Origin of the sequence: Lamprobacter modestohalophilus, from assembly GCF_016583905.1 — a bacterium.
Lineage (GTDB): Bacteria > Pseudomonadota > Gammaproteobacteria > Chromatiales > Chromatiaceae > Lamprobacter > Lamprobacter modestohalophilus.
Genome location: NZ_NRRY01000019.1, coordinates 1 through 24951, shown reverse-complemented (window position 1 = coordinate 24951; position 24951 = coordinate 1). Strand labels below are relative to the sequence as shown.

The window sequence follows — 24951 nt, the reverse complement described above, 5'->3', positions numbered from 1 at the left end:
AAACTGGCCCCATCGTCTCGGCGATCAGAGCGAAACCCCATGCCTGGTCGCGCGACGCATTGCACCGAGGGCTGTTGATCTTCAACCATGTGGTATCCGCTAAACATCGCGTTCTTGATCCTGATGTGTTTCACCACCGCAATGGCCGCGAGCGCCGATTCTTCGGCGCCAATGCCAAAGCCAGCGCCAGCGCCAAAACCAACGCCAACGCACGGAGTCTTGTTCGAGGCGGTGCACGTCTTCGACGGCACCGCCGAGCAGCTCACCGAGCCGATGCAGGTGTTGGTGGTCGGCAACCGCATCGTACAGCTCTCGGCGGAGCCGATCGCGCCGCCGGCCGAGTTCGAGCTCACCCGCATCCAGGGCGCTGGCCGCACCTTGATGCCGGGGCTGATCGATGCGCACACGCATGTGATGTACGCCACGCTGTCGCAGCAGGCGATCCTCACCAGCGATCTCGGTTTCCTCAATGTCGCCGCGACCAAGGCGGCGGCGGACATGCTACTGCGCGGCTTCACCAGCATCCGCGATCTCGGCGGACCGGTGTTCGGGCTCAAGCGCGGCATCGACCTGGGGCTGGTGCCGGGGCCGCGCATCTGGCCGGCGGGCGCCTTCATCTCCCAGAGCGGGGGTCATGGCGACTTCCGCCTGCCGAGCGAGCTGCCGGCCGCGCCGGATGCCTTCTCGTTCAGCGAGCGGGTCGGCGCCGCGGTGATCGCCGATAGCCCCGATGCGGTGCGCAAACGCGCCCGCGAGCAGTTGGCACTGGGCGCCTCGCAGATCAAGCTGATGGCCGGTGGCGGTGTCGCCTCGAGCTACGACCCGCTCGATGTCACCCAGTACACGGTGCCGGAGCTGCGCGCTGCGGTCGAGGCGGCGGAGAACTGGGGCACCTATGTCGCCGTGCATGCCTACACGCCGCGTGCCGTGCGTCAGGCCATCGAGGCGGGTGTGGCGAGCATCGAGCACGGCCAACTGTTGGATGAGGCGACGGTGCGGCTGATCGCCGAGCAGGATCTCTGGTGGAGCCTGCAGCCATTCATCGATGATCAGCCCTCGCCCTATGCCGAGGGATCGATGAACCGGCGCAAGCAGCTGGCGATGTACGCCGGCACTGATCGCGCCTATCGGCTGGCCAAGCAGTTTGGCATCAAGACCGCCTGGGGCACCGATATCCTGTTCAATGCCGAGAATGCCAAGCGACAGGGCGCCAAGCTGGCCGCGATGACGCGCTGGTATACGCCAGCCGAGGCGCTGCGCATGGCGACTGCGGACAATGCCGAGCTGTTGGCGCTCTCCGGTCCGCGCAGTCCTTACGAGGGCAAGCTGGGGGTGGTCGAGGAGGGCGCGCTAGCGGATCTGCTGCTGGTCGATGGCAATCCGCTTGAGGATCTATCATTGGTTGCTGATCCCGCCAGCAACTTCTTGGTGATCATGAAGGATGGTTGGATCTACAAGAACAGTTTGACTAGCCCTGATCCGCCCCCGGCGAGCCCTCGGGCGGATAGTCCAGAGTCCCGGTGATGCGCTTGCGCTGCGCCTCGTCCATGTCGGGAAACGGCAGCTCATGCGCGGCCGCCCATTCGCGCACGCGCTGTTCGGCCGCCGTGCGCGCGTCGGCATCGAGTCCGTTGTCGCGGGCCATGTACAGGGTCTGTGCCGGCAGCGCAAAGCCGGTGCCGGCCTGCTGGATCGCCTGCATCACGCGCAGCATGATGTCTTCCTGGATCGCCAGGAATTCGGTGTAGGAGGTGGTGCGGATATAGGCGCGCAGCTCCAGCGTCAGCGCCTGGTCGCGAAAGCCCAGAAAGCGCGCGCGGATCGGGTACTCCTCGGTGTGAATCGTCATCGGGTGCGCGTGCAGCAGCTCGCGCAGGGTCGCCAGTAGATAGCGCAGTTGATCGGCGCTGGTCTCGTAGCGCAGCGGCAGGCGTTGCTGGAGCAGAAAGCGCTCGCAGGCACTGAGGTTGACGATGTTGCGCTCGGCCAGATCGGCGTTCGGAATGGTGATCAGCGAGCGATCGAACTGACGGATCTTGGTCGAGCGCAGGCCGATCGCCTCGACGGTGCCGACCGGATTCCAGCCCTGACCGTGGCGCTCGTCGAAGCGGCACAGGTCGCCGACGCGGATTGGTCGGTCGGCGAACAGGTTCAGCGCGCCGATAAAGTTCTCCAGCGTCGGCCGTGCGGCGAGCGCGATCGCCAAGCCGCCGACCCCGGCGCCGGCGACCAGGCCATAGACCGGAATCCCGAGATCCTGGGCCGCGGCAAACACCAGCGCCAGCACCGCGAACAGCGCAAAGACGCGCGCGACCCAGCGGATCAGACTGGCATCCGCGCGCTCGGTATTGCGCCCTGGCGCGGCGATCAGCGCCTCGGGAATCCAGCGTGCGACCAGCAACACCAGCCAGATCAGCGCCAGCACTCGGGTCAGCTCGGCGAGGTAGTCGGGCCAAGCGATCACCAGACCGGTGACCTGCACCTGGTCATCGAGAAAGCCGCGCAGCAGGGGTATCCAGAACAGCAGGGTGAGCGGTGCGCTCAGGCGTCGCAGCAAGGTGCTAGGGCGGGCATCCCAGGCACGGCGGTGCGCCCAACGCAGCACCAGCCCGAGCAGGACCAGGGTCAGCGCCAGACTGGCCACGAGCATCGCCCATTTCCACAGCACCTGGCCGGCGATGGGTTGTCGCGCCCAGTCGGGCAGGCGCTCGATCAGGTGCGGCGGTAGCATCCAGCCGGAGAAGCCGAGCGCCGTGGCGCTGAGGTCTCTGACGTTGTCGATACGTGAGGAGCGCCGATAGGGCAGCTCCCGTGCTAGTTCGGCGTAGCTGCGTGCCGAGGCGACCGTCTCCGGGCTGAACAGGAACTCGCCCGCGCGTGGACCCTCCTCGACGCGCGCGATGACGATGCTGGTGTCGGGAAGACGCCAGCGCGCTGGTTGATCAGCAAGTGGGCCACCGCTGCTGAAATCGGCCGCCTCCGGGATCAGTTCGGCCTCGGGCAGATCGACGCGGGCGATGATCTCCCAGAGCCAGATGATGGTGGCGGTGGCGATCTCATGCTGTGCTGCGGGTGGCACGTTGCTCAGATCCATCAGCTGCTTGCCCTGCTCGACGGCGCGCAAGAAGGTCTGCTGGCGTTGCGCGCTGGGGGCTTCGCGATAGGCAGCATACTGCTCAGCGATCTGATCGGTGAGTCGGCGAAAGCTGTCGAAGGTCGCCCGTGGCGAGCTGGTGTCGGGTGGGCTGAGCAGGCTGGTGCTGGTGCTGGTGCCTGTGCTGGCGCGGTCGCTGGTCTTGGTGGCAAGCGCAGGGAGGGTGATGGCGATGGCGAACAGCGCCGCGCAGAGCATCCAGCCCAGTCTCCAGTAGGGCCTCCAGCTCAGCCATGATGCGCGCGATTCAGACCGACTCGGCATCGTGCCGACAGCGCCGTGTTGGCTCGGATTCACTGCCGGCAAAGCGGGTCAGAAGGTCTTGCCGTCGAACCCGAACAGGTGCCGTGGCGGTGATGCGAATTCGATATAGACCCGGTTGGAGGGTATCTCGAGCGTCTCGTCGAGCAGCTCGCAAAGTGCCGCCGAGAGCGCTGGGGTCTGATCTTCGGGCAGCCCCAGGCTCTTCAGCTCCAGGAAGGCGAGCGGGCTGGTCTCGCCGCCAAAGCACATGGCGGGGGTTGGCTCGATGATCACCATGACATAGCGCTCCGGCTTGCCGAGCAACTCGGCGACACGGACGGAGGCGCGCTTGAGGAGCGACTCGGACGCCGTCGACTCAAGAGGGGCGTTGGTCTTGATGATGAGGGTGGGCATGACAGACCTCGCTGCAGGGGTTTGCTGGGCCGGCAGCATAGCCGATCACTTGGATGAAGCAAACGCAGGTCGTTGCGCAGGGCAATAAAACCCAGCGCCATGATCAGGGTCCAGCCCAATAGCCAGCCAGGCCAGGCGATACCAATCCTCATCGGCCCTCCGGCCCCTCTGGATTGATGACCTCGAGCAGCATCAGATAGCTGGCGATCAGGAAGCAGCATGAGCCAATAAAGGTCGAGCGATTGCTGAGCATCGGGTCCTGGAAATCCGACTTGAATCCGAACCAGGCGCAGAGAAAGAAGCCGATGGCACCCAGCAGGTTGAACAGGCCGCTCCACCAGCCGAGCCTATCCCAGGCGGGTCTTAGCACGCTGGGCTGCACCTCGCGCATCGCCATCCAGGCTGCAATCACGAACCAGGTGGCGCCGATCATCTGCGGTAGCCAGTACCAAGTGAAGGCATCGATCGCTGGATGCGTCGCTAGGAGCGCGCCGACCACGCAGGGCACGAAGAAGATGGTCGCGCCCAGCAACTGCGCCAGATTCAGCCAGTAACCCCAGTTGGCCGGTTGCAGCCCAAACCATCGAAAACGATGATCGTCGGCATGCAGGGCGCGGCTGTGTCGGCCCTCGTCATCCTGCAACAGCGACACATAGAGCGGCGCGTTCAGTACCTCCGACCAGGAGAGATAGCCGCCGATCAGGAAGATCCCGCCACCAAGCACGGCTGTCCAAATCGGCACATTGGCCTTGATCGCGGGCGCATCGGAAAACGGCAGAACGGTGACCAGGCCATTGATCAGCCAAACCAGGCTGCCGAGGGTAAAGACCGCCGCGACCCACCAGGACAGTGATCGCCACTGAACGGCAAACAAGCGATACCTTGCCCGCGCAGCATAAACCCCATCGGCCGTCTTCAGTGGGTGGGAACGCCGTTTTCGATGGTTACGGGCATTCCAATGCAGCTCGATCCCTGCTTCTGCGTGACGGAAGACATGCTGAAACGAGCGCGCCTCTGCCGTGTCAAAGCGGCGCAGCTCACGCATCAGGGAGGCATCGCTGTTCATGGCAGATCATCCAAACCACGATCCAGCGCCTGTAAGCGGTACAGCGTCTCAAGGGCCTTACGTGGGCTGAGTTCATCGGGGTCTAGCTCGCGCAGTGCATCCAGGGCCGGGCTGGGCATTGGCTCGCGGATCATGGGCGGCTCTGGCAGCGAACTTGATGACGGGGTTGGCGCATGCTCCGTTGACGGCGAGGATGCAGACCTCGACTTGGACGCGGATCTTGACCTGGATGCACCGGATGCCTCGAGCGTTGAGGCGGAAGATGCTGTGCGCTGATCTTGCGCGGACATGCCCGCAGAAGGCTCGGACGGAAACAGCGACAGCTGCCTGGCGCCCTGGTCGCGCTCAGCCGATTGCTCCTCGAGCCGGCGGAGATGCTCACGCGCGCGTGCGATCACCGCCGCCGGCACGCCGGCCAGCGCCGCGACCTGTAAGCCATAACTCTGGCTGGCTGGCCCCTCGCGCAGGCTGTGCAGAAAGACGATCCGCTCGCCGTGCTCAACGGCGTCTAGATGCACGTTGCGCACGCTCGCATGGCGCTCCGGTAGCGCGGTCAGCTCGAAGTAGTGGGTCGCGAAGAGGGTGAAGGCGCGCAGCTGGTCGGCGATCGCCTCAGCGCAGGCCCAGGCAAGTGAGAGGCCGTCGAAGGTGCTGGTGCCGCGGCCGATCTCGTCCATCAGCACCAGGCTGTTGGCGGTGGCGTTATTGAGGATGTTGGCGGTCTCTTCCATCTCGACCATGAAGGTGGAGCGACCGCGCGCCAGATCATCGGCGGCGCCAATGCGCGAGAAGATGCGATCGATGGGGCCAAGCTGAGCGCTCTTTGCAGGCACGAAGCTGCCGGCATAGGCCATCACTACGATCAACGCGACCTGACGCATGAAGGTCGACTTGCCGCCCATGTTTGGGCCGGTGATCACCAGCATCCGCTGCGCGTTGCCGAGCTTGAGCCCATTCGGTACGAAGGGCTCGGCGCGCACCTGCTCAACCACCGGATGGCGGCCATCCTGGATCTGAATCCCGGGTGCGTCATTGAGCTGCGGCCGGCTCCAGTTCAGTCGCTCGGCACGCTCGGCCAGGTTGCAGAGGACGTCTAGCTCGGCGATGGCCGCGGCGGTTGCCTGCAATGGGGCCAGATTCGCCTGCAGTTGTTCGATCAGGGCCTCGTAGAGAAGCTTCTCGCGCGCCAGCGAGCGCTCGCGTGCGCTCAGCACCTGCTCCTCGAAGCGCTTCAGCTCGGGGGTGATATAGCGTTCGCTGGCCTTCAAGGTCTGGCGGCGCTGATAGTCATCGGGCACGCGCTCGGCATGGCTGCGCCCGAGTTCGATGTAGTAGCCATGCACCCGGTTGTAGCCGACCTTGAGCGTGCTGATGCCGGTGCGGGCGCGCTCACGCTGCTCCAGGTCGATGAGGAACTGATCGCCGTGCTCGGCCAGATCGCGCAGCTCGTCGAGCTCGGGATCATAGCTGCGCGCGATCACGCCGCCGTCACGGATCAGCATCGGCGGCTGCTCGATCAGGGCGCGCTGCAACAGGCTGGCCAGTTCCGGATGCTCGCCCATCTCGGTATCCAGCTGTCCGAGTCGAGCGCTCTCGGCCATGCCGAGATCCGCATGCAGCGCCGGCAACCGGGCGAGCGCCTCGCGCAGCGCCGCCAGATCACGTGGACGCGCGGAGCCCAGCGCGACCCGCGCGAGGATGCGCTCCAGATCGCCGATCGCTGCCAGTTCCTCGCGCAACGCCTCGAAGGCTCCAGACAGCAGCAAGGCCTCGATGGCCTGATGACGCTCGCCGACCGCCAGGCGATCGCGCAGTGGGCGGTTGATCCAGCGTCGCAGCAGGCGGGCGCCCATGGCTGTGGCGGTGCGATCCATGATCCCGGCCAAGGTGTGCTGATCGCTCCCAGCGCTGCCCTGGGTGCCGCCGGAGGCTGCGCTGAGTGAGCGTGTGAGCTCCAGGTTGCGACGGGTCGCGGCGTCCAGGATCAGTGCATCGTCGCGGCTTTCGGTGCGCAGGCCCCGGAGATGGGGCAGGGCGACGCGCTGGGTCTCCTTCACATATTGCAGCAGACAGCCCGCCGCGCCGATCGCCAGCCGCAAGCCGGCGCAGCCGAACCCGCTCAGGTCCTGGGTGCCGAATTGCTCGCAGAGCAGACGCTCGGCGCTGTCGGCATCGAACTGCCAGGGCGCGCGGCGCGTGATGCCGGCTGCTAGGCCAGACGCTAGGCGCTCGCCGAGCTGCTCCGGTAGCCGGCTGCTCTCGCTGAGCAGCAGCTCGGCCGGCCGAAGCCGTTCAAGCTCTGCCGCGAGTGCCTCCTGGCCATCGATCTCGAGGACCGAGAAACGCCCGCTGGCCAACTCCAGCACCGCAAGCCCAACGCGCCCGCCCGCGTCTGCAGCTGACCTGGCGTCCGACTGAGCCGCCGCGCCGGACTTGCCTTCAGGCTCAGCGAGGGCGCAGATCAGACTCTCTTGCCGCTCCTCGAGCAACGCCTCATCGGTCAGGGTGCCGGGCGTCACGATGCGCACCACCTCACGCTCGACCGGCCCCTTGGACTTGGCGGGGTCGCCCTTCTGCTCGCAGATCGCAACCGACACGCCCGCTCGCACCAGACGCGCGAGATAGCCCTCGGCGGCATGGTAAGGTATGCCGGCCATCGGAATTGGCTGCCCGGCCGACTGGCCGCGTTTGGTCAGGGTGATCTCGAGCAGCCGCGCGGCGCGCTGGGCGTCCGCGAAGAACAGTTCGTAGAAATCACCCATGCGATAGAACAGCAGCATGTCCGGGAACTCCGCCTTGATGCGCAAATATTGCTGCATCATTGGCGTGTGCTGAGCCATCTGCTCAGCCGTGTGCTCAGCCATCTGCTCAGCCGTATGCTCTGCTAATCGCTCGACTCGTGTTGTTTTCTGATCACTCAATCTGCGGTTTCCTAGCGTCGGTGTCTCATGGGCTTGGCCTGGCTCGATCGCGCTGTACGAGCAGGTCGAGTGCCACTGCAGCGGCGTCGGATGGCTCAGCCGAGCGGTGGCTTCAGGGGCTCTTCTCTTTGGCCCTCGCGGGCGAGCACGTTAGTCTCTCACCCACGATGACGGCAAGGACTCGCGATGACAGACCGCGTCAGCGATCTTGATCGAGCGATCTCGAGCCAGCGATCTCGAGCCAGCGACTTCAATTCAACAATCCCGATTCAGCAGACTAAAAGCATTACCCACCCATGATCTTTGACGAACAGCAGCTCAAACAGGTGCTGCCGGCGGCCTATGTGGAACGAGGTCGGCGCTACCTTCGCGACGGGCATGTGCTCAGTGTCGATCAACGTGCTGACAAAGGCGTGATCTCGGGTCGGGTGCGCGGGTCCGGCGCCCGCGTGTATCAGGTCGTGGTGCAGATCGAGGATAGCCCAGGGTCTAAGAGCAGCATCCGCGGACACTGCTCCTGCCCGGTAGGCTGGAACTGCAAGCATGTGGCCGCCGTCTTGCTGAGCGTTGGCACAGCGATGGCTGCGGATGGAGAGACGCCGGCCCCGCGCCGTCCGCAGCCTGTTTCACCGCGCAAGGCGCTGCCGGCGCCGCTCGCGAGCTGGCTCTACGAGACCGGGCAGTTGGAGCTTGAAGAGGACGATCAGCAGTGGCTGCTCTATCTACTGCGACTGCAGACGCAAGCCATTTCCCACGCCAAGGTGATGCTGAACGCAGTCAAGGTGCGAACCCTCAAGAGTGGTGGCTACGGCAAACCGAGCGCGTTCAATCTGCGCGGCCAATCCAAGGGGCGTTTCATTCGGTCTGAGGATCGCAGCATCATCGCGCTCGCTGTGGCGCAGCCGAGCGGTGGCGAGTTTGGTGCCGCGGTGCTCAGCGACGATTTGGGTATCGAACTGCTAGAAGCCGTGCTGCGATCCGGCCGGGGTTACTGGCAGGACAAGGATGGGCCTCGCCTGACGCGAGGTGCTCCGGTCGCGGGTGAGCTCAGCTGGCGCTGGGGTGATGATTCCCAGCTCCATCTGCATTTCGAGACCAAGCGCGAGGGGCTGTTGCTCTTGCCGCTCTGTCCGCCCTGGTACCTTGACCCGAACTCAGGCGAGTGCGGCCCCATCGACACCCCGCTCGGTGAACGTGAGGCGACCGCCCTGGTGCGGGCGCCGGCGATCCCGCTTGCGAATCTTGATCTCTTCAAGGAGCAGGCGCGCACTCGGCTCAAGGGGCTCAATCTGCCAACACCACCACAGCCCAAGCATCGCCGGGTCAGCGTCGATGCGCCAACGCCTTGCCTGCGGCTGTCGAGTCATGCCGTTCCAGGGGGCTCAGGCTATGGCGCCTGGGGTTATGCCGGGGCGTCAGAGCCGCAGTGGGAGGACGAGGCCCGCCTCACGCTCGATTACGCCGGGGCGATGGTCGACCCACGCGAGGCCGGGGAGCAGGTTTCTTCTATCAAGGACGGGGTGATGATCGAGTGCGAGCGCCACCCCCAGGCCGAGCAAGCGGCGCTCAAGCGGCTCGAGACGCTCGGTCTCGAGCAAAAGGTCGCGACCTCGAATCGGGTTGGCGTGCCCTTCGGTCCGCCCCGAGTCGAGGCCTGGCTGGCGTTCATGGATCGGGATCTGCCTGCGCTCGAAGGCGAGGGCTGGCGGGTCGAGGTCGATCCGAGCTTCCGCTTTCGAGTTGGTCGAGTCGGTGAATGGGATCTGGATATCGAGGAGGGCGATGCCGGGCGCTGGCTCGATCTCAGCCTGGGGGTCGAAGTCGACGGCGAGCGCCTGGACTTGCTGCCGATCCTGCTCAATCTGATTCAAAATCCAGCCGTGGATCTCTCGGCCGAGGCGCTCGCGGCGCTGACGGACGAGACCCGTTTCAGTCTGCGGCTCGACGATGGGCGCTATGTCTTCTTCCCCGCCGAGCGCCTGAAGCCGATCCTCTCGACCCTGGTCGAACTCTACGACCCGATGGCGCGCCTCAACGCCGACGGGCGGATGCGGCTGTCGCGCTTGCAGGCCGGTGAACTCGCGGAGCTGGAGCAACAGGCGCCTAATCTCAACTGGCGCGGTGGCGAACAGGCACGCGCTTGGGGGCAGCGACTGCGCGAGTTCGAGCGCATCGAGCCGGTTGCACCGCCGACTGAGTTGCAGGCAGAGCTGCGGCCCTATCAGCAGGAGGGTGTCAGCTGGATGCAATTCCTGCGTGATTTCGAGCTCGGCGGCGTACTCGCTGACGACATGGGGCTGGGCAAGACGATGCAGGCCTTGGCCCATCTGTTGATCGAAAAGGCGGCGGGTCGCGCGGATCGGCCGAGCCTGGTGGTCGCGCCGACCAGCCTGATGTTCAACTGGAAGCGAGAGGCCGAGCGCTTCGCGCCGACGCTGCGGGTGGTCATCCTGCAAGGGCCGAAACGCCAAGAGCACTTCGACGCTCTTGCCGAGCAGGATCTAGTGCTGACCACCTATGCCTTGCTGCCGCGCGATCTGGAGGTACTCCGCGCCCAGCCTTGGCATCTGCTGATCCTCGATGAGGCACAGGCGATCAAGAATCCGCGCAGCAAGGCGGCGCAAGCGGTGCGCTCATTGGATGCACGGCATCGGCTCTGTCTGAGCGGCACGCCGATGGAGAATCATCTCGGCGAGCTCTGGTCGCTGCTCGATTTCCTGATGCCGGATCTGCTCGGCGATGAGCGCGTTTTCCGGCGCCTGTTCCGCAACCCGATCGAGCGCCATGGCGATCAGGATCGGACCGACCGCCTACGCCGTCGCGTGGCGCCCTTCCTGATGCGACGCACCAAGGAGCAGGTCGCCACCGAGCTACCGCCAAAGACCGAGATCCTGCGCGAGGTGCCGTTGGCCGCCGATCAGCGCGATCTCTACGAGACCTTGCGCCTTGCCTTGCATGAGAAGGTGCGCAAGGAGATTGAGCGCAAGGGCTTGGCGCAGAGCGGCATCATCATCTTGGATGCGTTGTTGAAGCTGCGCCAGTGCTGCTGTGATCCGCGGTTGGTCTCGCTGGCGAGTGCGCGGCGGGTGAAGGGCTCGGCGAAGCTGGACCTCTTGATGGAGCTGTTGGAAGAGTTGCTGCAAGAGGGTCGACGGGTGCTGCTGTTCTCGCAGTTCACAAGCATGCTGAGTCTGATCGAGGAGGCCCTCGACAAGCGCTTGAAGAAAAAGAAAGACCGCGACTATGTCAAGCTGACCGGACAGACCCGCGATCGGCAAACGCCGGTGGATCGCTTCCAGGCCGAGGAGGTGCCGCTGTTCCTGATCAGCCTCAAGGCTGGCGGCAGCGGCCTGAATCTCACCGCGGCCGACACCGTGATCCATTACGACCCTTGGTGGAATCCCGCTGCCGAGCGACAGGCGACCGATCGGGCGCATCGGATCGGCCAAGACAAGCCGGTGTTCGTCTACAAATTATTGACCGAGGGCACGGTCGAGCAGCGTGTTGCGGAGCTACAGGCGCGCAAACAGGCGCTTGCGGATGCCATGCTAGAAGGTGGCGGCAGCGCGACCAAGTCGCTGAGTCATGAGGATCTGGAGTTGCTGTTCGCGCCGCTAGACGCGGACTGAGTGGGGTTGATTGAGCCTGATTGAGCCTGGCCCCTTTGTGGGCCATTGAGCCTGGCCCCTTTGTGAAGGAAAAGGTGCCATGGCTCGCATGCTCAGCCAACCAGCGCTTCGAGCCGCTCGGCATCGAGCACCTGATGGCCGCTCGCCTGGAGTGCCGTGATGGCCTGGTCCGGCTCCTGGAATCGGAACACCAGGATCGCCCGGTCTTCGCGGCGCAGGGTAAAGGCGTAGACGTATTCGACATTAAGTCCAGCCTGCTCGAACACGCCGAGCACCTCGGCCAGGCCGCCGGGCTGATCAGGCACCTCGACGGCAACGACCTCGGTCAGGTTGACCGCCCAACCGGCCGCGTTGAGCACCTCGGCGGCGCGGGTAGGGTTCTGCACGATTAGCCGTAGGATGCCGAACTCGGCGGTGTCGGCTAGGCAGAGTGTCATGACGTTGATGCCCTCGGCGGCAAGCAGCCGGGTCGGCTCGATCAGCCGGCCGGGGCGGTTCTCAAGGAACAGGGAGAGCTGGTTAAGTTTCATGATGAACAGGCGGTTAGCTGCTTTGGTGGAGTCGCTGCGCTGGCTCCAGGCGTATTTTTCAAGACGAGCTACAGATGAGCACAGATTCTTGCTGCGCTCTTTTATCCCGCTTCATCGGTGTTTATCGGTGTTCATCTGTGGTTCTGATCTGTAAGAAGCGGGTATGAGGTTGAGCAGAAAGGGCCTTAGTCGCCACGCTGATCGATCACGCGTTTGGCCTTGCCCTGGCTGCGCTCGATGCTATGCGGCTCGACCAGCCGCAGACCGACGCGAATCCCAAGGATGCGCTCGATGGCCTGAGCGATGCGCTCGCGCATGTCTTCGATGACGCGCACCTGATCGCTCAACACCTCGGGCGTGACCTCGACCTCGACCGTCATCTGATCGAGTCCCTGCTCGCGGCTGAGGATGATGCGGTAATGCGGTAGGGTGCCTTCCACCGCCAGCAGCGCGGCCTCGACCTGAGACGGGAAGATGTTGACGCCACGGATGATGATCATGTCGTCAGAGCGCCGGCCGATGCGCTGAATGCGGCGCAGGCTGCGCCCACAGCCGCAGCGCTCGGGGATGATCGCGGTGATGTCGCGGGTACGGTAGCGGATCATCGGCATCGCGCGCTTGCTGAGCGTGGTCAGCACCAGCTCGCCTTCCTCGCCGTCTGGCAGTGGCTCGCCCGTCTCGGGATCGATGATCTCGGGGTAGAAGTGGTCCTCGAACACATGCAGACCATGATGCTCAGGGCATTCACTGGCGACACCGGGGCCGATGATCTCGGAGAGGCCGTAGATGTCGAAGGCACTGATGCCAGCAGCGGCCTCGATGTGGCTGCGCATGCCATCGCTCCAGGGCTCGGCGCCGAACACACCAACCCGCAGCGGCAGCTCGCGCAGGTCGATGCCAAGCTCGCTGGCACGCTCGACCAGATGGGTGAAGTAGCTCGGGGTCGAGAAGAGGGCCGAGACGCCGAAGTCGCGGATCACCATGATCTGGCGCTCGGTATTGCCGCCTGAGATTGGGATCACCGTGGCGCCTAAGGCCTCGGCGCCATAGTGGGCACCAAGGCCGCCGGTGAACAGGCCATAACCAAAGGCGTTCTGGACGATGTCGCCGCGGTGCAGGCTGCAGCAGGCGAGGGTGCGCGCCATGACCTCGGACCAGACCTCGATATCCTCGCGCGTATAGGCGACGACGATCGGCTTGCCGGTGGTGCCGCTGGAGGCATGCAGCCGCACCACCTCGCTCATCGGGCTGGCGAAGAGACCGAACGGATAGGTATCGCGCAGGTCGGCCTTGACCGTGAAGGGTAGATGACGGATGTCTTCGAGCGACTGGATCGCGGCGGGGGTCAGATCGCGCTCGCGTAGGCGATCGTGGAACAGGGCGACGTTGTCGTAGGCGCGTTCGACCACGGCGCGTAGACGCCGTAGCTGGACCTCCTTGAGCGCAGCTTCTGGCAGGAAATCAGGGGCGCTGGCAGGGTGGAAGCCACCGGCGGCATCGTTCCAGAGCTCTTTCAGCATGGAAAAGCCTCTAAGTTTCGTCGTACCGAGCATCGGTGATCGATGCCATCATGATTATCATGTTTGCATGTTGCCATGCCTGATGAGAGGCTGTTTGAGTCCTCAATAGAGATGCTTGAACGCCGTTCTTGACGAGCTCCCAGGACAATCGAATGCAGGGCTTCCAAACAGCTTCTTCGTGGTGCAGTCTCGATCTAGGGCTCAGGGCTCAGGGCTCAGGGCTCAGGATGACGCTCGCTTGGAATGGCGTTATCAAGCACGTCTGCCTGCCTGCTGGGGCCACGCGTGCGACCGAGCGCGAAGGCCTGAGCGTTGAGCGCATGTAGCTTCTCGGCCAGGTTGGCCTGGATCGCCTGCTGCCAGTACAGCTCGCCGATCTCGAGTGCGGTCGAGAGGGCACCGAGCATGGCGACGTTGAAGCTCTTCTTGTTCTTCAACGCACCCGGCTCGATCAGCTCCGGGCCGATCAACAGGCCGCCGGGATGCAGCAGCGGCCGGGCGACCTCGACCTGGGTTGGCTCGAGCACCAGCAGCACGTGGGCTTCGCCGGGTGGCACCATCGGGCTTAACACCGGGCTGTGCTCGGGGTGGCCATAGCGCACGTCGCTGGTGACCGAGCCGCCGCGCTGGCTCATACCGTGCAACTCGCTCTTTTTGACGTCGAAGCCAGCCGCAAGCGCGGCATCGGCGAGGATGTCAGAGGCCTTGACGACGCCTTGGCCGCCGAGGCCTGCGATGACGATGTTGGTGATCATCGATGCTCTGTTTGATGCCTGATTCGAGGACCGCCGTTGCGGTCGGTTGTTAACGTGAATCTCACGCGATTCCTTGTCCGGGGTGGCGCTACGCCATAAGCGTTAGTACTAGATTTCTGGCAGTGCGGCGCATTGGCGCTCACGCTCGCCAGCCGCCGCCTTCTCGTAGAGCCGGATCTTCGGCGCTGCCAGCACACAGGGCTGGCGCACGATGAACAGCGCCGTCTCATTGCTGGCGAGCTGTGTAGCGATGCGCTCCTCAAGCGAGACGCTCTTGTCGCTGCCGTCGACCAGCACAACCGATTGCACGCCCATCGCCTGCCCGATGCCGGCGAAGTCGAGCTGATGAGTTGGGCTGTGGTCGAGCGAGCGCCCAGTGCCGGGGTGCTCCTGCTGACCGGTCATCGCGGTGGTGCCATTGTCGAGGATGAGCACCAGATGGCCGGTTGGCGGCGGGTTGTAGACCATCTCGGCGAGACCGGTGAGCCCGGAATGGACGAAGGTCGAATCGCCAATCACGCTGACCACCCGGCGCGCCTCGGCCTCGGGCAACACATGGCGCATGCCGAGACCAACGCCGATGCTTGCGCCCATGCAAACGCAGGTATCCATGGCCGAGAACGGCGGCAGCACGCCGAGGGTGTAGCAGCCGATGTCGCCAGCGACGATGCAGTTGAGATCACGCAGCGCCTCGAACACCGTCCGATGCGAGCAGCCCTGACAGAGCTCCGGCGGCTTGCCCTTGGTGGGCTCAGGCTCGGGGCTGTCGTCGCCGGCGATGATGCTGCGCACGCGCTCGACATTCAGCTCGCCGAAGCGGTAGCGCATCGGCTTGCCCTCGGCCTTGATGCCGGCGGCGTTGAGATCGTCGACCAACACTGGATCACCTTCCTCGATCACCAGCAGCCGCTCGACCTGGGCGGCGAAGGTCCGAATCCGCTTCAGTGGCAGTGGATAGGTGAGGCCGAAGGTCAGTTGACGGGCATCGGGCGCCGCCTCCCGTGCGTGCATGGCGGCAACGCCGGTGGCGATGATGCCGAGCTTGGGAGGTTCTAGGACTCCTGCGGTAGCCTGCTTGCGGGCCTGAGCCTCAGCCTGCTTTCCAGCATCGAGACCAGTCTGGTTGCCAATCGCGCCAGCCGCCTGATGGCCAATCGGGACAGGGCCCGGACGGTCACCCTGCTCCCGGGGGTGATCGCCGCCTTGGTCACGGGCTTCGCTCCCATACTCCTGCATCGGTCCTTCAGCCTCATTCCAGGCGGCGATCTCAGCCAGCTTCTGGCGCAGCCGATGGTGCGCGGGTTTGGCGAAGGCCGGGATCATGACGCGCGCCGGGATATCGCGCCGAAAACGATGTTCAGTCTTGCCGTTCTCCGGCGGGGTTTCAGTGTCCTCCAGCGAGCGCCGCTGCTCGACGCCACGTGGGCGAACGACGGTCTTGGCATGGCAGACCCGGGTGGTCAGGCGCAGGATGACGGGGATCTTCCAGCGTTCGCCGATCTCGAGCGCGAGCCAGGTGTAGTCATAGGCCTGCTGTGAGTCGATCGGCTCCAGCATCGGTGCGCCGGCAGCGCGGGCGAAGTGGCGATTGTCCTGCTCGTTCTGGCTCGAGGCCATGCCCGGATCATCGGCCGAGATGATGACCAGACCGCCGTCGACATCGGTATAGGTGGCCGTGAACAACGCATCGGCGGCGACATTGAGACCGACATGCTTCATCGTCACTAGGGTGCGAGCGCCAGCGAAGGCGCTGCCAATGCCGACCTCGAGCGCGACCTTCTCGTTCGGTGCCCACTGGGCATGGCCGCCAAGGCGATCAAAGGTCTCAAGGATCTCGGTCGAGGGCGTGCCCGGATAGCCGGTGCCGAGCCGGACTCCGGCGTGCAGGGCAGCGAGGGCGACGGCATCGTCACCGCTTAACAGGAGGCGTTCTTCAGTCATCGCTCTTTTCACCAATGCAGCACCAGTTCGGCGCGCAGAAAGTAGGAATCGTCCCGGCGGTGCTCGGCATAGAAGTCGCCGGGCGCCAGGTATTCGGCAACCAGATGCCCAGAGATATGATCGCTAATCTTAGCCTTGAGCCAGACCGTGAACAGATGGCCGCGAAAGCGACCGTCGCCGGAGAGATTCACCGCCTGCTGCGGCGTCAGCGTACTCTCTTCGTTCGCGAACAGGGCGTGGTAGTCGAAGGTTAGCAGGCTGGTCGGATGCACCTGCGCCATCCAGCCCAGGTTGAGCCGCAGCAGGTTGGTGGCCTGCGCAACACGGCTGTCGAGTGGCCACTGATAGATCATCAGCTCGCTCCATTGCGGCCAGCGGCCCCAGAGTGGATCGAAGGCCTGATCGGCGCTGTCGCCGGGATCATCGCCAGAGAGATATTCCAGGTCGGCATGGAAGCGGCTGTCATGCGCGTCCTGCAGTCGGTAGAGGAGGCGGCCATTGAAGCCGACTGCCGTCAGATCGCTCCCATTGAGCTGGCCCCATTGATAGGCGCCTTCAGCGCGCAGGCCCCAGGCTGGGCTGAGATCGCCCTCGGCACGCAGCCCGACGGTGTAGATGTCGCCGCGATCGCTCGGGGATGGAAACGGCGCGCCGTTGTTGACGCGGATGTTGCCGGGCGTGAAGTCCGGCCGATCCTGCTTGTAGATGAAATAGCCGTCGAGATCGGTCTCGGGGAACAAGGAGCGGTTACGCGCATAGAGGATGGCGCCAGTCTCGTACTGCTCGATCTGATCCTCGATGACCCCATTCAGTGGTCGCGGGAAGCGTCCGGTGGTCGCCTCCTGATCGAGGTAGATCAGGTCGACCCGGGTCTCGATCTCGGCCAGATCCAGGGTCGCTCGGGCGGCATCGAAATAGATCGTCCGCGAGCCGTCTAAAGGCGTGCCCTCGAGCACCAGCCAGCCGTGGCCAAGGATCAGATCCTGACGGCCGACCTTAAAACTGAGAGGAAGACCTGCGGGCTGGTCTAGACTCAAGGCGAGCTGGTCAAACAGGAGTCCGCCTGAGTACCAGGTTTCAAAGCCAGGAATCGGCCATTGATCGGCGTTGGGCTTGTGGTAATGGCGCCCTTCCCACATCAGCCGCGCCTCGGCGCTGAGCTGTTCGGTCGGCGAATACCGGCTCCAGAGCCGGCCGCGATAGCGTTGAAAGGTGCGATCGGCGATTGGCGACTGGTCGTTGAGGCCGACATTGTTGATGAAGACCTGGCGCATGCGTAGATCGCCGCCCCAAGCAAAGGCGGCGGCGCTCGGATTAGACTCGGGTTTGGAGCCACCGCTAGCCTCTGTATGGGCGCTGACACCTAAGGCGAGCAAAAAGAGACTCGCGCCGAGCACTATCAAGCTGCGTTTCATCGGCCAAGGGCACAGGTTGAAGGAAAGGCCGCGAGGGTACACTGAGAGACCACCGGCAACATTGACCTGGTCGGCGAAAATCCCGACTGAGATGATGCCTTTTTGACACAGATCAGGGCCTGTGCCAGCTGCACCATCTTTAGCAGGTGCTCCGCGTTGGTCGCGATGACAACAAAGGTCACGCGTGGGTTCTCTGGCACCCCTTTGCATCCAGGGGTCGACATGCGAGCTCCAGCGAGCGAGCACCAGTGAACCAGCAGGTTTGAAGGGTCTTGCTCAGGAGTTTCTTCGTGATGTGAGCTATAGGGCGCGGCATCGTCATGGCATGACCAGCAGCTTGACCGAGATCGCGAGTGAGGCAACGACCAACACCGGTCTTACCAATCCTGTCCCGTGTCGAAGCACCAGATGGGCGCCCAGCCAGCCGCCAGCAAGCTGCCCACCGGCCATGATCAGCGCCAGCGACCAGACCACGTGCCCGCCGAGCACGAAGAACAAGAGCGCCGCGAGATTGCTGGTGAAGTTGAGTAGCTTGGCATGCGCGGTCGCGCGGCGCATGCCAAAGCCGAGGAGGGCGACGAAGCCCATCGCAAAGAAGGTGCCCGTGCCAGGCCCAAAGAAGCCATCATAAAAACCAACCCCGAACCCGACCGTCAGCGCAAACGCCGGCAGGCCGATGCGCTGCTGCGAATCCAGGTCCGAGATCCTTGGTGAAAACAGAAAGTAGAGCGCGAAGGCGATCAACAGCAGCGGCACCAGTCGCGCGAGTAGTTCCGAACCGAGATACTGCACCAAGAGTGCACCGAGGGCTGAACCGATGAAGGTGCAGAGCACGAGGAAGGATGTGCGGCGCAGATCGATGGTGCCTTGGTGCACGAAATGCGCAGTCGCCGCTAATGAGCCCCAAACCGCCTGCGCCTTGTTGGTCGCCAGCGCCGCCACTGGCGGCAGCCCAGCCCAAAGCAGCGCAGGCACGGTGATCAAGCCACCGCCACCGGCGATGGCATCGATCAACCCCGCGAAGAGCGCGAGCACAAACATCAGCGGAGCGATCTCGAGGAATTCCATCGGATGAGCCTGAATAACGGTGCAATAAGTACTAGCAGAAGTAGGGTGGAACAAGCGCAGCGTTTCCGACAAGGAAGCCAAACGCCTGTACACCCAGCACCGACCCAAACCGAGGCAGTCGTCTTCGATTTCGACGGCACCCTAGCCGACAGCTTCCCCTGGTTTGCCGCCGAGCTCAATGCGGTAGGCCGCGATTGGGGCTTCCGTCAAGTTGCGGCCGAGGACGCGTCGAGGCTCCGCCACCTCAGCGCAGACGCCATCTTTCGCGAGCTTCGCGTGCCACGCTGGAAGCTCCCTTGGATCGCACGCGACCTGCGTCGCAGGATGGCACGAGATATCGACCAAATCACGCTCTTCGAGGGGATTGAGCCACTGCTCAACCGGCTTGCCGTCAGCGATCTTCGAGTCGCGATCATGAGCTCGAACACGGCCAGGAATATTCGCACCGTGCTTGGCCCCTCGCTCTACGCGGGCATCGAGGCCTTCGAATGCGGGGCCGCCCTCAATGGCAAACAACAGCGCCTCAAACGACTGAGTCGTCGCCTCAGACTGCCCACCGCAGCCCTAATCTATATTGGTGATGAAGTGCGGGATATCGAGGCTGCGCGCCGCGCCGGCGCCAAAGCCGGCGCGGTAACCTGGGGCTACAACAGCGAATCAGCCTTGCGCGCCAAGGCCCCGGATCAGCTGTTCCAACAGATCGCCGAGATTGCTGATCAGCTCTTGTGCCCAACGATGGAGTCTGGCTGACCTAGCTCGCCTTGGCCGCGAACAACAGCGCCGCCACATCCTCGAAACGGCTGACGAAGTGCACCTTGAAGCCCTTCTTGACATGCTCGGGCACCTCGTCGAACTCACCCCGATTATCCTCCGGCAACAGGATCTCCTTGAAGCCAGCCCGACGCGCAGCGATCAGCTTCTCGCGCACACCGCCAATCGGGAACACCTCGCCGGTCAGCGTCAGCTCGCCGGTCATCGCGATTCGGCGCACGGGCTTGTTGCGCGCCAAAGAGAGCAGGGCGGAGGCCATGGTGATGCCGGCTGAGGGGCCATCCTTCGGTGTCGCGCCGGCGGGGACATGCAGATGGATGAAGGCCTTTTCGAAGAAGCTGGGGTCGGTGCCGAACTCGCGCGCATGGCTGACGATGTAGCCATAAGCGATATCGGCCGACTCCTTCATCACATCACCGAGCTGGCCGGTGAGCTTGAAGCCGCGGGCAAACTCGTGCGTGCGCACCGCCTCGATCGATAGCGTCGCGCCGCCCATCGCAGTCCAGGCCAGGCCAGTGACCACCCCAGGGCCGGAGAGCTTGCGCTCATCGCGAAACACTGGGCTGCCGAGATAATCCTTCAGCGTCTCCGAATCGACCTCGAGCGGCGTCTCGGCGCCCTCGAGCATCTTCACCGCGACCTTGCGCACGATCTTGCCGAGCTGCTTCTCGAGCCGCCGCACGCCGGCATCACGCGCATAGCCTTCGATCAAGCTGCGCAGTGCCTTGGTCTTGAGCTTGACCGTGTCCTTAGGCAGTCCAGCGCGGTCGATCTGCCGCGGGAGCAGGTATTTCTTGGCGATCGCCAGCTTCTCCTCGGCGATATAGCCGGAGAGCTGGATCACCTCCATGCGGTCGAGCAGCGGGCCGGGGATGCTGTCGGTCTGGTTCGCGGTGCAGACGAAGAGCACCTTCGAGAGATCAAAACGCAGATCCAGATAATGATCGAGAAAGTCGACGTTCTGCTCCGGGTCGAGCACCTCGAGTAGCGAGGAGGCCGGGTCGCCGTGGTAGCTGGCGCCGATCTTGTCGATCTCATCGAGCATGATCACCGGATTGGCGGTACCGGCGTCCTTGATCGCCTGCAGGAACTTGCCCGGCATGGCGCCGATGTAGGTGCGCCGGTGGCCCTTGATCTCGGCCTCGTCGCGGATGCCGCCGACCGAGAAGCGGTAGAAGCGGCGGCCGAGCGCATCGGCGATCGAGCGGCCGATCGAGGTCTTGCCGACGCCAGGCGGTCCGACCAGCAGGATGATCGAGCCGGCGATCTCGCTCTTGTGGATGCCGACCGCGAGGAACTCGAGGATGCGGTTCTTGACGTCGTCGAGGCCGTAGTGATCGCGGTCGAGCACGCGCCGGGCGCGTTTCAGGTCGAGCTTGTCCTTGGAGTGCAGGCCCCAGGGTAGCAGCGTGATCCAGTCCAGATAATTGCGCGTCACCGAGTATTCGGGCGAGCCGGTCTCGAGCATCGCCAGCTTGTCCATCTCTTCGTCGACGCGCTTTTGTGACTCCTCGGTCAGGGTCAGCTTCTTCAGGCGGTCTTTGAATTTATCCGTCTCGGCGGTGCGGTCGTCCTTGGCAATGCCGAGCTCCTTCTGGATGACCTTGAGCTGCTCCTTGAGGAAGAACTCGCGCTGCTGCTTCTGCATCCGCTCCTCGACCGACTGGCGGATCGAGTGCTGCGCCTTGGCCAGCTCGAGCTCGTTGTTGAGCAGCACCAGCACCTTCTCCATGCGCTTCATCAGCGGCACGGCCTCGAGCACCTCTTGCAGCTGCACCTTGGTTGAGGTAGTCAGGCTGGCCGCGAAGTCGGCGAGGTGGGACGGATCATCGGGGCCAAAGCGATCGAGGAACATCCGCAGTTCTTCGACATAGAGCGGATTGAGCGGCAGCAGCTCCTTGATGGTGTTGATCACGGCCATCGCATAGGCCTTGATCTGGTCCTCAGGCTCTGGCACCGGCTCCGGCATGTAGTCGACCCGCGCTGAGAACGGGCGTTTACGGCTGACGAAGCGCTCGATGCGGAAGCGCTGCAGGCATTCGACCAGCACTTGCAGCTTGCCTTCTTCTGAATGCACCCGATGCACGCGACAGGCGGTGCCGACCGGCTTGAAGTCGGCGCTGCGGGCCTCCTCGGAGGTGTTGCTGCCGACCAGCACCACGCCCAGGATCTTATGCTCGGTCTCGCCGACCGCCTTCATGGTCTGCAGCCAATACTCCGAATCCATCAGCAGCGGCACGGCCTGGCCGGGGAAGAACGGGCGCGAGGCCACCGGCAGCAGATGGATCATCGACGGCAGCACGTCACGAGCACGGGCCAGCTCGCCCTTCTCCTTGTCGAAATCTTCGCTATCGAAGTCCTCATTGGAGACATCATCTTGCTCGACGTTCTCCTGATCTAGCTCCAAATCTTCCTTCCCGACATCCTCGTCTTTTTGCTGCTCGGTGTCTGCAACCTCGTCGTTCATCAGCTACCCCTCGTAAGTCATCGGCTTAATCCAAAACGCCTTTCAATCTCAGGGTATTTTCGTCTCAATGCAAGCGCTGGTCGCGTTGGCGAGCGCGGCAAAGTTGGCGACGGAGAGGGTTTCCGCGCGGGCTTGGGGATCAATCCCCTGCGCGATCATCTGCTCCGGTGTGACCAGCCCGGAGAGGCTATTGCGCAAGGTCTTGCGACGCTGTGCAAAGGCGGCTGCGACGATGCGCGCATGCCAGGGCGGATTGGCGAGCGGGTAGGGCAGCGGGCGATGTGGGCGCAGCCGAGTGACTGCTGAGCTGACCTTTGGCGCCGGATGAAAGGCGCCAGCGGAGACCAGAAACAACCGTTGCGCCGAGCAGAAGGTCTGCACCATGACCGAGAGCCGGCCGTAGACCTTGGTGCCCGGCTCGGCGGTCATGCGGTCGACCACCTCCTTCTGCAGCATCAGGTGCATGTCCTCGACGCAGTCGGCTTGATCGAGGAAGCGGAACAGCAGCGGCGTGGAGATGTTGTAGGGAAGGTTGCCGATGAGGCGCAGCCGGTGTTCGGTTGGCGGATAGGGCCTTTCGACGTTGGCGCCTGCCATTGAGTCCATCGGCATTTGAACAGTCGGCGTCGAGGTGGCCAGCAACGATGCTGTTGATTGCAGTCCGCTTGGGCCTGATCTCAGCAGCGCACACAGATCGAAGCTCAACGCATCCGCGTTGTAGATCCGCAGCCTGGATGGCTCGGGCGCGATGCCGCTAGCGTCTGGCTCAGGGTCTGGCATAGCGTCTGGCATAGCGTCTGGCTTAGCTTCTGACTGAGCGTCTGGCTGCCTAGAGCGGTTGCTGCGCTCTACCGCCGGGCGTCCAGCGATCACCCGTCCACCGAAACGTTGCGCCAACGGCGCAATCAGATCTCGGTCCAGTTCGATCAGATCGAGCGCACCGGCCATCTCCAGAAAACCCGCCGTGATCGCGCCCTGGCCTGGACCGATCTCGACCAAATGCTGATATGGCTGTGGGTTGACGGCGTCGAGGATGCGCTGAATTACCCCGGGGTCATGGAGAAAGTTCTGGCCGAAACGCTTACGGGCTTGGTGGGGATGCTGACCGCTCAAGGGTGTGCAGGGCCTGTTGTGGAGACATGATGAAGAACGCTGATTCTTGTCGGGGTCTAGTGCGGTGACTAGACTTGTCGACTATAAAGCACTGGGCTGCCTAAACACTGAGCGCAACGATTCTCGTCAAGCCGAGGAACCCCATCATGCTGACACAACCTGTACCCGCGTATCGTTTCGAGGACTATCTGGCATTTGAGCGTGAAGCGCTGGATGTCAAACATGAGTACGTTGCTGGCGAAGTCTTCGCCATGAGCGGCGGGAGCTTTGAGCACAGTCTGATTGCCGCCAATCTCTCTGGAGAACTGCGCCAACAGCTCAAGTCCGGCCCTTGTACAGTGCTGACCAGCGACATGCGCATCCGCATCGAAGCCGCCGATGTCTGCGCCTATCCGGACGTCAGCGTGCTGTGCGGCGAGCCGGTCTTCCATGACGAACGGCGCGATGTCCTCACCAATCCGGCGCTGATCGCCGAGGTGCTGTCACCGTCGACCGAGGCCTATGATCGCGGCAGCAAATTCGCGCACTATCGACAGCTCCCAAGCCTGCGTCACGTCCTGCTCATCAACCAGGACCAGGTTTCCGTGGATGTGTTCACCCGCCAGCCAGACGATCGCTGGATACTCGATGCCTATACCAACCCGGAAGCGGAGATTCCGCTGGACGCATTGGATTGCCGACTATTGATGCGGGAGATCTATGACCGGGTTAAGCTTCAAGGCGCCTGATACAGGGTCACCTTCAGAGCATCTTCGTTGAGCTCAAATGCTGGCTCAGTCCCGTTATGGGCGCGCATAGCGGGGATCACCTTGGTGCGCACGCCCATACCACGAGCCTCTACGTAGCCATAATCGCGCAAGAGATCCATCAGGATCGGATTCCGCGGTGACCGCTGCCCGGCGATCATCTTGGCGATGGTCATCGCATTCTGTAGCCGTCCAGGGCTGATGACCTCGAGGCGGTCTGAGTAGCAGCTGATCTCGATATCGACCGAGCGGGTCCAGTCACGATGGGCGAGGGCATTGATCACGACCTCGCGCACCGCTTCCCAAGGGTAATCCCAGTGGGTCTGTCGACGCATGCTCTCATCGATCTCGGCCGCATCGCGGCTGATGAACGGGCGCAACGTGGACGCGAGCTTCTCGATCAGCCCATCGTCCACATGCTGAGCCGAACCACTCGCGGAGCGTTTGCGTCGAGCCACGAAAGGACCATCGAGAACGCTGTCCAGTTTCGTTGCGTAGGTCTTTTCGCGGCTATCAAAGACCATGATCCGCAGGCCCGCTTGGCGCAACGCGCGGCGGGGTTGAACGCCGAAGCCGAGGATACCCGCAATGGAAGCCGTCTGGTGACCAAGTCCGTCCTCAGCCATCAGCCCCAGACCGAGCAGTCGTTGCTGCCACTCAGCGCCATCGCAGGGCATATCCGGGTCCTGGATGATGTGGCGCAGATAGAAATCCAGCCGATCCAGATCCAGGCTGTCGATGCTTGTGCCAGCCACCGGCCCAGAGCTTTCGCCGTTAGCAATCAGTTCTTCCAGTTCCTGCCTGAGCATGGACGCAGTTCCAGGGGGGTGATAAGGGTGGGTGATAGCGTACCCAAGTTGGTACCGGTAGGAAGCGAGGTTAGCACATGGCTATCATCGTTATGACTTTGACTTTACATAATATACATTATGCGCATAACCGATATTCTGTTATCTGGATACCGGATACTCGTCGCGATAGAGATGATTTGGGATCATGCGCAGAGATCGCTGGGATCATGCGCAGAGATTGTGAAGAGGATCACAGAACGGATCGGAACTGGAGCGACCCACATATATGGTCCGCCCCGCGATGCAAGAGCCACTTGACTGTTCAGCAGAAGGAAACGTTGCGGCCATATATCCGGCGTCGTGATGAGGTGGCGTGATCGCTCCTCGCGCCCTGATGGAATCCGCGC

Annotated in this window: 17 protein-coding genes; 4 read left to right on the top strand and 13 right to left on the bottom strand. The window is 63.5% G+C overall.

Annotated features, from left to right (window positions below; translation table 11 throughout):
* Window positions 1–87: 87 nt before the first annotated feature.
* Entirely contained in the window at window positions 88–1524 is a 1437-nt protein-coding gene (locus CKO42_RS12420) for a metal-dependent hydrolase family protein (RefSeq protein WP_242479346.1), read from the top strand.
* Here CKO42_RS12420 and CKO42_RS12415 read toward each other — a convergent pair.
* From CKO42_RS12415 to mutS, 4 genes are all read right to left on the bottom strand, one after another.
* Window positions 1469–3352, bottom strand: coding sequence for a mechanosensitive ion channel family protein (locus tag CKO42_RS12415; RefSeq protein WP_200244354.1), 1884 nt, complete (start codon window positions 3350–3352; stop codon window positions 1469–1471). The two genes, CKO42_RS12420 and CKO42_RS12415, sit on opposite strands and share 56 nt — an antisense overlap.
* Window positions 3353–3466: 114 nt before the next feature.
* Window positions 3467–3811 carry a phenylpyruvate tautomerase MIF-related protein gene (locus CKO42_RS12410; protein WP_200244346.1) on the bottom strand — a complete coding sequence of 115 codons (345 nt, stop codon included), beginning with the start codon at window positions 3809–3811 and terminating at the stop codon, window positions 3467–3469.
* A gap of 148 nt (window positions 3812–3959) precedes the next feature.
* Window positions 3960–4877, bottom strand: coding sequence for a hypothetical protein (locus CKO42_RS12405; protein ID WP_200244344.1), 918 nt, complete (start codon window positions 4875–4877; stop codon window positions 3960–3962).
* Window positions 4874–7741 carry a DNA mismatch repair protein MutS gene (gene mutS, locus CKO42_RS12400; protein ID WP_242479345.1) on the bottom strand — a complete coding sequence of 956 codons (2868 nt, stop codon included), beginning with the start codon at window positions 7739–7741 and terminating at the stop codon, window positions 4874–4876. The genes CKO42_RS12405 and mutS overlap by 4 nt, the downstream gene beginning before the upstream one ends.
* 353 nt (window positions 7742–8094) lie before the next feature.
* On the opposite strand from mutS, the gene CKO42_RS12395 reads away from it, so the two are divergent.
* Window positions 8095–11427 carry a DEAD/DEAH box helicase gene (locus CKO42_RS12395; RefSeq protein ID WP_200244341.1) on the top strand — a complete coding sequence of 1111 codons (3333 nt, stop codon included), beginning with the start codon at window positions 8095–8097 and terminating at the stop codon, window positions 11425–11427.
* A gap of 92 nt (window positions 11428–11519) precedes the next feature.
* Here CKO42_RS12395 and CKO42_RS12390 read toward each other — a convergent pair whose 3' ends face one another.
* From CKO42_RS12390 to CKO42_RS12365, 6 genes are all read right to left on the bottom strand, one after another.
* Window positions 11520–11957 carry an ACT domain-containing protein gene (locus CKO42_RS12390; protein ID WP_200244338.1) on the bottom strand — a complete coding sequence of 146 codons (438 nt, stop codon included), beginning with the start codon at window positions 11955–11957 and terminating at the stop codon, window positions 11520–11522.
* Between the two features lie 185 nt (window positions 11958–12142).
* Window positions 12143–13477: a phenylacetate--CoA ligase family protein gene (locus CKO42_RS12385; RefSeq protein ID WP_200244337.1), complete on the bottom strand. Its 1335-nt coding sequence runs from the start codon at window positions 13475–13477 to the stop codon at window positions 12143–12145.
* Window positions 13478–13692: 215 nt separating this feature from the next.
* Window positions 13693–14232, bottom strand: a complete 540-nt coding sequence (locus CKO42_RS12380; protein ID WP_200244335.1) for a 2-oxoacid:acceptor oxidoreductase family protein — start codon at window positions 14230–14232, stop codon at window positions 13693–13695.
* A gap of 108 nt (window positions 14233–14340) precedes the next feature.
* Window positions 14341–16173: a thiamine pyrophosphate-dependent enzyme gene (locus tag CKO42_RS12375; RefSeq protein ID WP_242479344.1), complete on the bottom strand. Its 1833-nt coding sequence runs from the start codon at window positions 16171–16173 to the stop codon at window positions 14341–14343.
* Between the two features lie 8 nt (window positions 16174–16181).
* Window positions 16182–17588: an alginate export family protein gene (locus CKO42_RS12370; RefSeq protein ID WP_200244333.1), complete on the bottom strand. Its 1407-nt coding sequence runs from the start codon at window positions 17586–17588 to the stop codon at window positions 16182–16184.
* 318 nt (window positions 17589–17906) lie between these two features.
* Window positions 17907–18656 carry a TSUP family transporter gene (locus tag CKO42_RS12365; RefSeq protein WP_200244330.1) on the bottom strand — a complete coding sequence of 250 codons (750 nt, stop codon included), beginning with the start codon at window positions 18654–18656 and terminating at the stop codon, window positions 17907–17909.
* Window positions 18657–18701: 45 nt separating this feature from the next.
* Here CKO42_RS12365 and CKO42_RS12360 point away from each other — a divergent pair, with 45 nt between their 5' ends.
* On the top strand, window positions 18702–19406 hold the full coding sequence (locus CKO42_RS12360; protein WP_200244321.1) for an HAD hydrolase-like protein: 705 nt from the start codon (window positions 18702–18704) through the stop codon (window positions 19404–19406).
* Between the two features lies 1 nt (window position 19407).
* Here the strand turns inward: CKO42_RS12360 and lon are convergent, their stop codons facing one another.
* Together lon and CKO42_RS12350 are read right to left on the bottom strand one after the other, a co-directional pair.
* Window positions 19408–21894 carry an endopeptidase La gene (lon, locus tag CKO42_RS12355; RefSeq protein WP_200244318.1) on the bottom strand — a complete coding sequence of 829 codons (2487 nt, stop codon included), beginning with the start codon at window positions 21892–21894 and terminating at the stop codon, window positions 19408–19410.
* Window positions 21895–21942: 48 nt separating this feature from the next.
* Window positions 21943–23007: a ribosomal RNA small subunit methyltransferase A gene (locus CKO42_RS12350; protein ID WP_274608909.1), complete on the bottom strand. Its 1065-nt coding sequence runs from the start codon at window positions 23005–23007 to the stop codon at window positions 21943–21945.
* 146 nt (window positions 23008–23153) lie between these two features.
* Between CKO42_RS12350 and CKO42_RS12340 the strand changes: the two genes are divergently transcribed.
* A complete protein-coding gene (locus tag CKO42_RS12340) occupies window positions 23154–23735 on the top strand; it encodes a Uma2 family endonuclease (RefSeq protein ID WP_200244316.1) in 582 nt (193 codons plus the stop codon).
* Here the strand turns inward: CKO42_RS12340 and CKO42_RS12335 are convergent.
* Window positions 23723–24562 (bottom strand): ATP-binding protein, encoded by an 840-nt coding sequence (locus CKO42_RS12335; RefSeq protein ID WP_200244314.1) that lies wholly within the window; start codon window positions 24560–24562, stop codon window positions 23723–23725. The genes CKO42_RS12340 and CKO42_RS12335 overlap by 13 nt on opposite strands.
* Between the last annotated feature and the right edge of the window lie 389 nt (window positions 24563–24951).